At 66.5% G+C, this 12,820-nt stretch carries 14 protein-coding genes and 3 tRNA genes; 12 read left to right on the top strand and 5 right to left on the bottom strand.

Annotated elements, in window-relative coordinates; genetic code table 11:
• Nucleotides 1–25 precede the first annotated feature (25 nt).
• Complete coding sequence (locus tag AC07WC_RS05600; protein ID WP_495209410.1) at nt 26–1,513, bottom strand: sugar porter family MFS transporter; 1,488 nt, start codon at nt 1,511–1,513, stop codon at nt 26–28.
• 294 nt (nt 1,514–1,807) lie between these two features.
• On the opposite strand from AC07WC_RS05600, the gene fdxA reads away from it, so the two are divergent.
• Nucleotides 1,808–2,131: a ferredoxin FdxA gene (gene fdxA / locus AC07WC_RS05595; protein WP_019183294.1), complete on the top strand. Its 324-nt coding sequence runs from the start codon at nt 1,808–1,810 to the stop codon at nt 2,129–2,131.
• Between the two features lie 88 nt (nt 2,132–2,219).
• Here the strand turns inward: fdxA and AC07WC_RS05590 are convergent, their stop codons facing one another.
• Together AC07WC_RS05590 and dapA are read right to left on the bottom strand one after the other, a co-directional pair.
• Nucleotides 2,220–2,744: a hypothetical protein gene (locus AC07WC_RS05590; RefSeq protein ID WP_495209131.1), complete on the bottom strand. Its 525-nt coding sequence runs from the start codon at nt 2,742–2,744 to the stop codon at nt 2,220–2,222.
• Nucleotides 2,745–2,770: 26 nt separating this feature from the next.
• Nucleotides 2,771–3,664, bottom strand: coding sequence for a 4-hydroxy-tetrahydrodipicolinate synthase (gene dapA, locus AC07WC_RS05585; protein ID WP_495209409.1), 894 nt, complete (start codon nt 3,662–3,664; stop codon nt 2,771–2,773).
• A gap of 164 nt (nt 3,665–3,828) precedes the next feature.
• Between dapA and AC07WC_RS05580 the strand changes: the two genes are divergently transcribed.
• The 9 genes from AC07WC_RS05580 to AC07WC_RS05540 all read left to right on the top strand — a co-directional run bounded on the left by AC07WC_RS05580 (nt 3,829) and on the right by AC07WC_RS05540 (nt 9,003).
• Entirely contained in the window at nt 3,829–4,389 is a 561-nt protein-coding gene (locus AC07WC_RS05580; RefSeq protein WP_019183297.1) for a glycine cleavage system transcriptional repressor, read from the top strand.
• A 78-nt stretch (nt 4,390–4,467) separates the two neighbouring features.
• On the top strand, nt 4,468–4,947 hold the full coding sequence (locus tag AC07WC_RS05575; RefSeq protein ID WP_495209130.1) for a peroxiredoxin: 480 nt from the start codon (nt 4,468–4,470) through the stop codon (nt 4,945–4,947).
• Between the two features lie 81 nt (nt 4,948–5,028).
• The gene (locus AC07WC_RS05570) at nt 5,029–6,426 is read left to right on the top strand and encodes a PhoH family protein (protein ID WP_495209129.1); all 1,398 of its coding nucleotides are present in this window, start codon (nt 5,029–5,031) and stop codon (nt 6,424–6,426) included.
• The gene (locus tag AC07WC_RS05565) at nt 6,423–6,929 is read left to right on the top strand and encodes a hypothetical protein (protein WP_495209128.1); all 507 of its coding nucleotides are present in this window, start codon (nt 6,423–6,425) and stop codon (nt 6,927–6,929) included. Before AC07WC_RS05570 ends, AC07WC_RS05565 begins: the two co-directional genes overlap by 4 nt.
• Entirely contained in the window at nt 6,929–7,738 is an 810-nt protein-coding gene (gene thiD, locus AC07WC_RS05560; protein ID WP_495209127.1) for a bifunctional hydroxymethylpyrimidine kinase/phosphomethylpyrimidine kinase, read from the top strand. Before AC07WC_RS05565 ends, thiD begins: the two co-directional genes overlap by 1 nt.
• A complete protein-coding gene (locus AC07WC_RS05555) occupies nt 7,735–8,574 on the top strand; it encodes an alpha/beta hydrolase family protein (protein WP_495209126.1) in 840 nt (279 codons plus the stop codon). Before thiD ends, AC07WC_RS05555 begins: the two co-directional genes overlap by 4 nt.
• Nucleotides 8,575–8,636: 62 nt before the next feature.
• Nucleotides 8,637–8,713, top strand: a tRNA-Arg gene (locus AC07WC_RS05550).
• Between the two features lie 54 nt (nt 8,714–8,767).
• A tRNA-Arg gene (locus AC07WC_RS05545) sits at nt 8,768–8,844 on the top strand.
• A gap of 82 nt (nt 8,845–8,926) precedes the next feature.
• Nucleotides 8,927–9,003 (top strand) — tRNA-Arg (locus AC07WC_RS05540).
• Between the two features lie 46 nt (nt 9,004–9,049).
• Here the strand turns inward: AC07WC_RS05540 and AC07WC_RS05535 are convergent.
• Nucleotides 9,050–10,198, bottom strand: coding sequence for an alpha/beta fold hydrolase (locus tag AC07WC_RS05535; protein WP_495209125.1), 1,149 nt, complete (start codon nt 10,196–10,198; stop codon nt 9,050–9,052).
• A gap of 101 nt (nt 10,199–10,299) precedes the next feature.
• On the bottom strand, nt 10,300–11,283 hold the full coding sequence (locus AC07WC_RS05530; protein ID WP_495209124.1) for a LysR substrate-binding domain-containing protein: 984 nt from the start codon (nt 11,281–11,283) through the stop codon (nt 10,300–10,302).
• 140 nt (nt 11,284–11,423) lie between these two features.
• Here AC07WC_RS05530 and AC07WC_RS05525 point away from each other — a divergent pair, with 140 nt between their 5' ends.
• Nucleotides 11,424–12,125: a pirin family protein gene (locus AC07WC_RS05525; protein WP_495209123.1), complete on the top strand. Its 702-nt coding sequence runs from the start codon at nt 11,424–11,426 to the stop codon at nt 12,123–12,125.
• A gap of 193 nt (nt 12,126–12,318) precedes the next feature.
• The coding region (locus tag AC07WC_RS05520; RefSeq protein ID WP_495209122.1) for an Ig-like domain-containing protein at nt 12,319–12,820 on the top strand (502 nt) is incomplete at its 3' end.

The following is a 12,820-nucleotide window of genomic DNA, read 5'->3' as shown; positions in this document are numbered from 1 at the left end:
CTGCCCGACGGGCGACGGAAGCGACTCAGCCCTCCATCTGCTCCAGTTCCCGGCCCTTGGTCTCCCTGACGAAGCGCAGCACGAAGAACACCGAGACCACGGCGGCGACCGTATAGATGCCATAGGCGCCGGCCAGGCCGATGCTGGCCAGCAGCACCGGGAACGAGACGGTGATGGCGAAATTGGCGGTCCACTGCGCCGCACCGGCCACCGCCAGTCCCGAGCCACGGATCTGGTTGGGGAACATCTCGCCCAGCATCACCCACATCACCGGGCCCCAGGACATGTTGAAGAAGATCACGTAGACATTGGCCGCCACCAGCGCCAGCACGCCCATGGTGTCGCTCAGCTGCAGCGTGCCACCGGCATCGAGCGAGCCGCTGGCGAAGGCGATGGTGACCAGCGCCAGCGAGATCGCCATCCCGATCGAGCCGAACCACAACAGCGGCTTGCGGCCGATGCGGTCGATCAGGATCACCGTGACCAGGCAGGCGCCGATGCTCAGCGCACCGGACAGCACGTTGATCAGCAGCGCGTCGTTCTCCGAAAAGCCCACCGCCTGCCACAGCACCGCGCCGTAGTAGAAGACCACGTTGATGCCGACCAACTGCTGGAACACCGCCAGGCCGAGGCCGACCCAGACGATCGGGCGCAGCTTGCCGGTGGTTCTGTTGATCAGGTCGGAGAACGTCGGGCGGTGCTGGTCCTGCGCCAGCGAGCCTTCGATCTCGGTGATCTTGGCCTGTGCCTCGGCCGCCCCGTACAGCCGGGTCAGCACCGCCAGCGCCTGTTCCCGGCGCCCCTTCACCACCAGGAAGCGCGGGCTCTCCGGGATCACCAGCAACAGGCACAGGAACAGCAGTGATGGAGCCGCCTGCATCCAGAACATCCAGCGCCATGCCGGCTGGCCCAGCCACAGCGCCTCGGTGGACGCGCCGGCCGCCCTGGCCAGCAGGTAGTTGCTGAGGAAGGCGCAGAACAGCCCACTGATGATCGCGATCTGCTGCACCGTGGCCAGCCGCCCGCGATAGCGGGCCGAGGCGACCTCGGCGATGTAGGCCGGCGACATCACGCCGGCCGCCCCCACGGCAATGCCACCGATCACCCGGGCGATGATGAACGCCGTGGAGCTGTGCGCCGCGCCGGCACCGAGCGCAGAGAACAGGAACATCACCGCCGCGATGATCAGCACACCCCGGCGGCCGAGCCGGTCGCCCAGGCGGCCGGCGAAGAAAGCACCGATCGCGCAGCCCAGCAGCATCGAGGCGACCTCGAAACCGATCCCGGCCGAACTGGACTGGAAGGTGTCCTTCAAGCCATCGACGGTGCCGTTGATCACGCCACTGTCGAACCCGAACAGGAAACCACCGAGGGTGGCCACGCAGCTGATCAGGACGATGAAGCCGGTGTTCTCGCCGCGGCCTGCGCGGATGCTGCTGGGCGACGCACGGGACATGGACATACCTCGATCGAAAGGAGGTTGCGGATCAGCGCGGCAGGTACTGGCGGCCAGATTCTCACACCTGCAGCGCACACGGTATTGATCGGCCCGCCCGTTGCGGGGGGACACGCAGCAGCGACGGCCGTACCGATCGCACCGGCAAGCGGGTGTTCGGCCCCCTGTGTGCCGAGCGCCGGCGGCATATCTGCGCTGGAGACCGGCATCCCTGGCCTGCCCGAGCGCTTCGTCCGCTGGGCCTGAGCCTTGTGCCAGCGGCATTTCGGGGATTCAGGCAGGATCCGATCCCGCGCCGTGGACCAACCTGTTCTAGAATTGTCCGGCTTACTGTCGGATTCAGATCCAGCCATGCCTTTTGTCGTCACCGAAAACTGCATCAAGTGCAAACACACCGATTGCGTGGAAGTGTGCCCCGTGGATTGCTTCCATGAAGGCCCCAACTTCCTGGTGATCGACCCGGATGAGTGCATCGACTGCACCCTGTGCGAACCGGAGTGCCCGGTCAACGCGATCTTCCCCGAAGACGACGTGCCCGCCGGACAGGAAGTCTTCGTCGCCCTGAACGCCGAACTGGCCCAGGCCTGGCCGGTGCTGACCGTGCGCAAGGACCCGCCTGCCGACGCCGGCGAATGGGACGGCAAGCCGGACAAGCTGAAACTGCTGGAACGCTGAGTCGTCAGGTTCCTGCGGGCACGAAAAAGGGCGCCGAGGGCGCCCTTTTCGTTTCCTCCCCCATGCATCCGGGGGATGGCCCTCTGGATCAGGGGGCCAGCTTCGCCTTCAGCTCGCCCAGCAGCTTGGTCGGCGCCGCAGCGGTGGCCGGCAGACCACGCGGGTCGACCGCCGACACGTAGGCGCCGGCATCGACGGCGACCACACGGACCAGGAAGTCGCTGCCTTCGAAGGCAACATCGTAGGAGCCCAGCAGCTGCGCCTTGCTGGCGATCTTCACGCCTTCAACGGTCTCCAGCGCGGCACCGACCTTCGCAAACACCTCATCCTTGGTGCCCGCCACAGTGAAACCGGCGTTGTTGGCCGGCGCCTGGGTCGAGGACGGGGCCGGACGCGCGGCCTGCGAGGCCAGCGACGAGCTGGTGGCCGCGGTGGCAGCGGCCTGGCCAGCCGGGACGTTCAGGTCCGGCGGCACTTCCAGCGGGCGCACTTCCGGGGCCAGGGCATAGTCGCCCTTGGCACCGCGCTTGAAGCAGCCGGTGGTGCCGACGAGGGTGGCGGTGGCCAGGATCGCAAAGGACAGCACGCGGATGGCGGAAACGGATTGACGCATGGGAATCTCCTGGGTGACCACTGTGATCAGTGGTTGGATAGTGCTTCCAGCGCACCGATATCGGTGGCCAGGTGTTCGGCAGCGGCGTGATGGGCCGCGGACAGGGGCAGCAGCGGCAGGCGCAGGCCGTCACCAATGCCGATCCGGCGCAGCAGCTCCTTCACCGGGATCGGGTTGGACTCCACGCCGCAGAATTCGTGGAAGGGCTCCAGACGGGCGTCCCAGGACTCGGTCGCCTCGCGCTCACCGGCCGCGGCGAGATCGCACATCCGGCGGTAGGCGCCCGGCAGGGCGTTGGAGCCCACCGAGATCAGGCCGTCCACGCCGGACAGGATCGAGCGCGCGGCGGTGCCATCGTCGCCGCTGAGGATGACGAAGTCCGGCGAACGCAGCGCCAGCAGCGCATGCACGCGGCCGACATCGCCCACCGCTTCCTTGATGCCGACGATGTTCGGGTGGCTGGCCAGCTCGGCCACGGTCTCGGGCAGCATGTCGCAGCCGGTGCGGCCGGGCACGTTGTACAGGATGACCGGCAGGCCGCCCTGGTCGGCCACCGCGCGGTAATGCGCGATCAGGCCGGCCTGGGTCGGGCGCACGTACGGCGGGGTCACCACCAGCGCGTGGGTGGCGCCATTGGCGGCCGCGCGGCGGGTCTGCTCGATCGTTTTTGCCGTCCCCGACAGGCCGGTCCCGGCCAGCACCGGGATGCGCCCGGCAACGGTTTTGACCGCGCTGCGCAGCAGCTGGTCGTATTCGTCGTCGGACAGGGCCGCGGCTTCACCGGTCGAACCGGCCACCACCACCCCGTGAACACCACCCTCCAGTTGCAGATGCAGCAGGCGCTGCCAACCGTCGGGATCCAATGCGCCGTTCGCCTGGAAGGGCGTCGCCAGCGCGGTGATGAGACCGGAAAGGGACAAGGACATCGTGCTCGGAAGAAAGGGGGCACCGTGCCTGCGTAAACGCCGGCCAGATGTACGTTGCATGTTACTTGCGGGTCGAAAGCGCGGGCAAGTATGCTGGACTCCGGCGAACGTGCCGTCGTCCGGCCGTTCAGACTCACCTTGCATCACCCGGAACCATCTTGACCGACACCACGCCGCGGCCTGCGCCGACCGAAAACCACCTCCTGATCAACGCCTATACGACGCATCCGGAGTCCCCCCTGCTGCCTGTGACCCGGCGTATCGCCGACAGTGGCTGCAATCTGGTCGATGCCCGCCTGGCCACGGTCGGTCGCGACGTCTCCGTCACCGCCTTGGCCACCGGCTCGTGGGACTCGGTGGCCAAGCTGGAGGCGATGCTGACCCGGCTGGAGCGTGAGGAAGGCCTGAAGCTGGTCTGGTACCGCACCGGTGCCAAGCAGGCGCAGTCCAACCTGCTGCCCTACATCGTGGAAGTGATCGCCGCCGACAAGCCGGGGATCCTGTTCCAGCTGGCCGATTTCTTCGACCGCCAGGGCATCACCATCGAAAACCTGCAGAGCACGCGTTACCGCGCGATGCAGACCGGTGCGGAAATGTTCTCCGCGCAGGTCACCATCGGCGTGCCGGCCAACATGCACATCGCCGCGCTGCGCGATGATTTCCTCGAGTTCTGCGATCACCTCAACCTCGATGCGATCATGGACCCGATGAAGTTCTGATGTTTCGCGCGCTCGTCACGGGCGCGCGGGGTTTCATGCAGTTGTAGTAGACGTACCCCAGGATCCGGAAAGGAACTCATGAACGACGGCGACACCCTGGACAGCACCACCCTCGCGCTTCCGCTGGCCTTGTCCGGCGGCGACACCACCACCCTCGGCGATCTGGCCGGCCAGTGGCTGGTGCTGTACTTCTACCCCAAGGACAGCACCCCGGGCTGCACCACCGAGGGCATCGATTTCAATGCGCTGCTCCCGCAGTTCAGGAAGGCCGGCGCCCGCGTGTTCGGCGTCTCCCGCGATTCGGTCAGATCCCACGACAACTTCTGCGCCAAGCAGGGTTTCGGCTTCCCGCTGATCAGCGATGGCGACGAAGCGCTGTGCACCGCGTTCGACGTGATCAAGCTGAAGAACATGTACGGCAAGCAGGTGCGCGGCATCGAGCGCAGCACCTTCCTCATTTCGCCCGACAGTCGTATCGTGCAGGCGTGGCGCAAGGTCAAAGTGGCCGGCCACGCAGACACCGTCCTTGAAGCCCTGAAGGCCGCGAAAGCCCAGTGATCAACCCGGCACCCCCAATGGCCATCACCCTGCCCCGCAGGTCGTGATGGCTTGTCTCTGTTCTGCCACCAGGAATTGACGATGACCCGAGGCAAGCGCATCTACGTACTGGATACCAACGTGCTCATGCACGATCCGACCGCGCTGTTCAAGTTCGAGGAGCATGATGTCTACCTGCCGATGCAGGTGATCGAAGAGCTGGACAACGGCAAGAAGGGCACCACCGAGGCAAGCCGCAACGCGCGCCAGGTCAGCCGTTTCCTCAATGAACTGGTGCAGGCCTCGGGCCTGGAGAACCTCGCCGATGGCATTCCACTGCAGCGCCCGAACGGCCTGCAGCTGCGCAGCAAGCAGAGCGTGGGCCTGCTGCGCTTCCAGACCAGCCACTTCGAAGCGGGCAAGAGCTTCGGCGCGGTCATTCCGGACAACGCCATCCTCGGTGCGATCCTGGCCCTGAAGGAACAGGTGCCCGAGATTCCGGTGGTGTTCGTCTCCAAGGACATCAACCTGCGGATCAAGGCGGCGATCGCCGGCATCGTCTCCGAAGACTATGAGAACGACCGCGCGCTCGACGATTTCAGTCTGCTCTATACCGGCGCCACCGAGCTGCCGGAAGACTTCTGGAAGAAGCACACCGACAACCTGCGCAGCTGGAGCGACAAGGGCCGTACCAGTTACGAAATCATCGCCAGCGAAGACGAGAACTGGCATCCCAACCAGTACGCCTACCTGCCCGGCGACGATGAAGTCGAACTGCGCGTGGCCAAGGTGGACGGCGACAGGATCACCTTGGCGCTGGTCAACGATTTCCGCCATGGCAGCCATGCGGTATGGGGCATCAGCGCGCGCAACCGCGAGCAGAACTTCGCGCTCAACGCGCTGATGGACCCGGAGATCGATTTCGTCACCCTGCTCGGCACCGCCGGCACCGGCAAGACGTTGCTTGCCCTGGCCGCCGGCCTGGCCCAGACCATGGACCAGCAGCGCTACCGCGAGATCATCATGACCCGCGCGACGGTCAGCGTCGGCGAGGACATCGGCTTCCTGCCCGGGACCGAGGAAGAAAAGATGACGCCGTGGATGGGCGCGCTGACCGACAACCTGGAAGTGCTCACGCATACCCAGGAAGGCGGCGCGTGGGGGCGTGCGGCGACCAACGACCTGATCGCCAGCCGGATCAAGATCCGCTCGCTGAATTTCATGCGTGGCCGCACCTTCCTGTCGCGCTACCTGATCCTGGATGAAGCGCAGAACCTCACTCCCAAGCAGATGAAGACCCTGATCACCCGTGCCGGCCCCGGCACCAAGATCGTGTGCCTGGGCAACGTCGAACAGATCGATACCCCGTACCTGACCGAGACCACCTCGGGCCTGACCTACGCGGTGGACCGCTTCAAGAACTGGCCGCACAGCGCGCACATCACGCTGCGCCGTGGCGAGCGTTCGCGCCTGGCCGATTACGCTTCGGAGGTGTTGTGAGCCGTTCCCTGTCGCGTGCCGTCCTGCCGCTGGCGCTTGCTGCGCTGGCGGCCGCCTGCACGCCTGCCAATACGCGGCCGGGCGCCAGCGTCCCGACCGCGGTCAAGACCGGCCAGTCCTGGGTGGTAACCCGCCCCGTGGTCGCCGCCCAGGTACTGGATACCTGCTCACGTTCCAGCCCCGGCCGCGAGCCGGGGCGCGTTACCGGCTACTGGGCGCCCAGCCGCCAACAGGTGGAGCAACTGGAAGCCCGACTGCCGTCGCTGGAGGCGCAGGTGCCCAAGGCCGCCGATTTCGACCGCCAGTATGTGGGGATCGACATGGACGGCCGGCAGCTGATCTATCTCAACGCCTTCCATCTGCCCGATGACGCCGACATCGATCCAGCACGCGAGGCGATCCGGGTCTGCGATGGCGGTACGCAGTTCTGGGGCGCGCTGTTCGACCCGGCCAGCGGCACGTTCTCGGACGTGCAGTTCAACGGCCCGCCTGCAGGTCGGTGATGACGCCCTCCAGCCCCGTTTCCGCCCTGACCATCGCCGGCTCCGATTCCGGCGGTGGTGCCGGCATCCAGGCCGACCTGAAGGCCTTCGCCGCCCATCGCGTGCATGGCCTCTCCGCGATTGCCGCGCTGACCGCACAGAACACCCGCGGCGTCACCGCCGTGCACGTGCCGCCGCTGGATTTCCTGCAGGCCCAGATCGATGCCTGCTTCGCCGATTTCGACATCCATGCGGTGAAGCTGGGCATGCTGGCCAACGCCGAGGTGATCGGGCTGGTGGCCGATGCGCTGGAACAGCATCGCCCACCGCATGTGGTGCTGGATCCGGTGATGGTCGCCACCAGTGGGGCCAGGCTGCTTGAGGCGAGTGCGCTGGATGCGATGCGCACGCGCCTGATTCCGCTGGCTACGCTGCTCACCCCGAATACCCCGGAAGCCGAACTGCTGCTCGGCCGCCGCATCGTCAGCGCCGAAGATGCCGAAGATGCCGCCGACGCGCTGCTCGAGCTGGGGGCCGGCGCGGTCCTGCTCAAGGGCGGCCATCTCGACGAAGGCAGCCGCGTGATCGATCGCTATTTCGACGGCGTCACCCGCGAAGAGTTCATCCATGCCCGGCTGCCGGTCGATGCGCACGGCACCGGCTGCACGTTGGCCTCGGCCATCGCCGCGCAGCTGTGCCAAGGGCTGTCGTTGCCGAACGCCTGCGAAGCGGCCATCGACTACGTCGCGCGTGGCCTGCAGAGCGGCTATTACCCCGGCCGCAGCGAGGTACTGGTGATCGACAACTTCGGCGCGGCGCGACCGGCATGATCGACGCCTCTCCCCTGCCCGTACAGACCGGCGATGGCCATCGCGTCGAACTGCTGGCGCGCGTGCCCACGCAGCCACGCGCACGCCTGCTGTGGCTGCCGGCGCTGGGCGTGGCCGCGCGCCACTACCTGCCCTTCGCCGAGGCGCTGGCCGCGCGCGGCGTCGCGGTGTACCTGCACGAGTGGCGCGGCAACGGCAGCAGCAGCCTGCGTCCGTCACGCACCCAGGATTGGGGGTATCGCGAGATCCTCGAACACGACCTGCCGGCCAGTCTTGCGCAGCAGCCCGAAGCGAACACCCCACCGCTGGTCATCGGCGGCCACAGCCTGGGTGGGCAGCTGGCCTGCTGTTTCGCCGGGCTGCACCCGCAGCGCTTCGCACGGGTGTGGCTGGTCGCCAGCGGTACGCCGTACTGGCGCACCTTCCCGGCCCCGCGCGGCTGGACGCTGCCGCTGGTGTATCGCTTCCTGCCCTGGCTGGCCCAGCGCCAAGGGGTCCTGCACGGCAAGCAGCTCGGCTTCGGTGGCACCGAGGCCCGCGGCCTGATCCGCGACTGGTCACGCGTCGGGCTCAACAACCACTACGCGGCCGCGGGCATGACGGTCGATCTGGAGGCCGGCATGCGCGCGTTGCAGGGCCAGGCCACCGCGGTGGTGATGGACCACGACTGGCTGGCGCCGCCCTCCTCGATGCAGGGGCTGCTGGCCAAGATGCCAGGCATGCGTGCGCAGCTCAGTGTGCTGAGCGCGCCGACGCTGGGCACGCGCGCGGATCACTTCGCCTGGATGAAAACCCCGGAAGCCGTGGTGGAGCAGCTTTTTCATTCATTTGAATGAAGACCTTCACAAAAACCGTTGACGAATGCGACGCCGATCCGCATAATTCCGCTCCTGTTGACGCGCCCGTAGCTCAGTTGGATAGAGTACCTGGCTACGAACCAGGCGGTCGGGAGTTCGAATCTCTCCGGGCGCACCATCAGCAGGGTATCGATTTCGCCGTCGGTATCAGTAATGAAAATTCGATGTAAATGCGCCCGTAGCTCAGTTGGATAGAGTACCTGGCTACGAACCAGGCGGTCGGGAGTTCGAATCTCTCCGGGCGCACCATTACATCGAACGGCAGGCTCGCCTGCCTTCCCGTCGAACGTGGCGACACGTGCGGCAGGACACACAACCAGACAATGCAAATGCGCCCGTAGCTCAGTTGGATAGAGTACCTGGCTACGAACCAGGCGGTCGGGAGTTCGAATCTCTCCGGGCGCACCATTGCATCGACGAAGACAGCAGCCATCGGTTGCTGTTTTTTTTTGCCTCAGCCGCGCGGCGGGACGTGCGCCCGTGCCGCCTGCATCGCCATCAGATCAGCCTCGCCCGGCAGTTCCGGCGCCGGGCACTCGCCACCGGCGTGGTCGTCATGCGCCAGCCAGTCGTCTATCACACCGCCCAGCAGGTCCACGCGCAGCGGCAGCGTGATGTGATCTTCGCCTCGCAGTTCGATGTAGTGCACGCGCGGACTGGCCGCCGCCAGACGGCGCCCCTGCCCGACCGGCACATGCTGATCATCCTGGCCATGCAGCAGCAGCACGCAGGCGCGGCTGTCGGCCAGCGCGCGGGTGACATCGACGCGGTCCAGGTCCAAGTCCAGCCGCTGGCTGGCGGCGGCGATCACCTGGTCGATGTCCTGCCCGCCATAGCGCCACCGCCCGTAGGCGGCCATGGCCTGTGCTTTCCACGCGGTCGGCTGCAGCGACATCAGGTGCGGGATCATGCTGCGGATCGCATCGCCGGCATTGGCGAACGACTCCATCGCCACCACGCCGGTGACCTGGTCACCGAGCTTGTCGGCGGTGAACAGCGCGGTGGCCGCACCGTAGGACACCCCGAACAGGTACAGCGGCCCGACCACCTCACCGCGCACTTTCAGCGCGGCGATGACATCCACCACATCATCCGATTCGAAGGTGCCATAGCCGGACGGACCCGCCCCCGAATGGCCATGATTGCGCAGGTCGATGGTGACCACGCGGTAGCCGGACTGCGCCAACTGCAGCGACCACGGCAGCATCGCATCACCGTTCATCATCCAGCCGTGCAGCAGTACCACCGTGCCGCGCGGCGCCTGTGGCTGGAACGGGTGCGGCAGGTCCAGCGCCATCCCGGTGCGCAGCGGCTCGCCGTTGTCGTGCTGCTGGGGCAGGTACGCGTAGTGCACCCCGTACTGACCGGGGTCGAACGCCCGCCAGAAGATCGGCACGCCCGCGCGCCCGGTCACCCGGCCATGCCGGTTGGGCACGCTGTCCACCGCGTCGGCGATGCGCGGCATGTCCAGCAGGGTGGACACGCCACCGGGAGCGATCAGGCGATCACTCAACGAGGTCGAGGCGGCGGTGGAGGTCAAGGAGGAGCAGGCAGCCAGCCACAGGCCGGCCCCGGCCAGCAGCAACAGCAGCAAGCGCTTCATGGGCAGAGTCGGAAAAACCAAACGAGTCCGGCAGGTTACCGATCGCGTCGGTGCCGCTCTATCGCATCCGTATGACCATCCGATGACAGCGTAGCCACGATTCAGCTTGAGCGGACGGGCGCCGGGATCGCAGCGCACGCCCCTGCCCCGGCCTGCGATCCGCCCAGCCAGCCTTCCATGGTGGGCCACCAGCCCGCCAGCACCTCCGGGCGCCGCATGCGTTCCCGCCACCAGCGCAATGCCGCGCCCTCTTCGCCCGTGCGCCAGGCCAGCCAGAAGGTCTCGTCCGGCTTGGGCTCTTCGACCTGTTTGATCACCAGCCGGCCGTCCCGCACCGCCTGCTGCACATACGGCTCGGGCAGGAAACCAAAGCCCAGTCCGGCGCACTGCAGGCGGAACTTGCTGACCATGTCCGGCACGGTCACGGTCTCCTGCCCCATCAGCAGCCCGACCGTGCGCGGCAGCAGCCGCCGCGCAGAGTCGGCCACCGCAATGGCGCAGTGGCTGGCCAGCTGCTCGCGGCCGAGCGGCCCGGCGGCAGCGGCCAGCGGATGCGAGGGCGCCACCGCGAACACGAAACGCACCACACCCATCGGCTCGACCACGTAGCCGCCGCCACTGGGCCCCTCGCCCGCCGCACCGACCAGCAGGTCCGCGCGCCGGTCCAGCAGGGCCTCCCAGGTGCCCGAGAGCGATTCACTGATCAGCCGCATCCGGGTCTGTTCGGCCACCGCAGTGAAGGCGCGCACATCCTCGGCCAGCAGCGCCGGTACGAACATCGAATCGACCGCCACGGTCAGCTCGGCTTCCCAGCCGGAGGCCACCCGCCGCACCCGCATCTCCAGCTCGCGCGCCGCCCGCAGCAGATGCCGGCCCTCTTCCAGCAGGGCCTCCCCGGCCGGGGTCAGCTGCGCGCGCGGGCCAACCCGGTCGAACAGCTGCACGCCCAGGTCCTCTTCCAGCTTGGACACCGTGTAGGAGATGGTCGAGGGCACCTTGTGCAGGGCCTTGCCGGCCGCGGCGAACGAGCCACGGCGGTCGATGGCGTCCAGGATCTGCAGGGCGTCGAGGCTGAGCTTGAGCATTCGAATTTTTCGATGATGGCTTGCAAAACTATCCGTTTTTCAACGCACCAGAGCAAGCGGATACTGGCGCCAACAGGAAAGGGACCGTCATCGACCGCCCCGGCCCACCATCGAAACCATCGAACACCAAGGAGATTCCCATGCTGCAGATCCGCAAGAGCAACACCCGTGGCAAGGCCGACCATGGCTGGCTGAACTCCCTGCACACCTTCTCCTTCGCCAACTACTACGACCCGCGCTACGTGAGCTTCGGTCCGCTGCGGGTGATCAACGAGGACCGCGTGCAGGGCGGCCAGGGCTTCGGCACCCACAGCCACAGCAACATGGAGATCATCTCCTACGTGCTGGGCGGCGCGCTGGAGCACAAGGACTCGATGGGCACCGGCTCGGTCCTGCGCTACGGCGATGTGCAGCGCATGAGCGCCGGCAGCGGGGTCAGCCACAGCGAGTTCAACCACTCGGCCGACGACGCGGTGCACTTCCTGCAGATCTGGCTGTTCCCCGACCAGGAGAACATCACGCCCAGCTACCAGGAGACCCATTTCGCGCCGGAGACCAAGCGCGGCCAGCTGCGCCTGATCGCCTCGCGCGATGGCCGTGACGGCTCGCTGCAGATCCACCAGGACGCCAATCTCTACGCCACGATCCTGGACGGCGACGATCGCGTCCACCTCGCGCTGGCGCCGCGCCGCGGTGCCTACGTGCAGGTTGCCCGCGGCCAGCTGCAGGTCAATGGCATCACCCTGGATGCCGGTGACGCACTGCAGGTCAGCGACGAGGCACAGCTGACGCTGGAAAACGGCAACGATGCGGAAGTCATCGTGTTCGACCTGCCCTTGTGACGCCTGTTCGATAGACAACAACGATGACGCCCCGACCGACTCGGGGCGTCCAATTCAAACACTTTCTATAGGGCGATACGTTCCGGGCTGAGAGGCTACAGGGAGCGCTGCATCAAGATCTGCTCATTCTGCCCCGTGAGGCGGTGATGGGCTGTCGACGGCGCTACTTTCACCCTCTTCTCTGGAACCACCCATGACCCAACGCGCTCTTCCACCACCTCCGGTGATCACTCAAGTGCTTGATCGGCAAGGCGCCAACACCGGCCCGCTCAATCCCTTCGACCGGACTGATGATCACCAGCCGCAGCTGAGCGGCACCGCGCAGCGTTTCGCACGATTGATGATCTATGACGGCAATCGATACATCGGTCAAACAGATGCTGACATGTTCGGTAACTGGACTTTCATTCCGACAATACCCCTGAGCGACGGCGGGCACGAATTCAGCGCAGTGGATTATTCCGGAGGCCTGCAGCGCAGCGAGCCCTTCCCCATCATCGTGACACCCATTGATGCGACCACCCCAAATCCGCCTTCACCGCCGACCATCAATGTCTATGACGATGTAAATGAAGCGGGCTTCATCAAGCATGGCGGAACTACCGATGACCGCATCCCGACGTTGAGCGGTAGCGCACAGCCCTACGCCATGCTGCAGATCCTGATCAACGGCCGGCAGGCCGGTTACGCCACCG

The sequence above is a fragment of the Stenotrophomonas sp. GW821-FHT01H02A genome (genome assembly GCF_059422145.1).
Note: the sequence above shows the minus strand (reverse complement) of the source record. Positions and strands in the feature narration are given on the sequence as shown.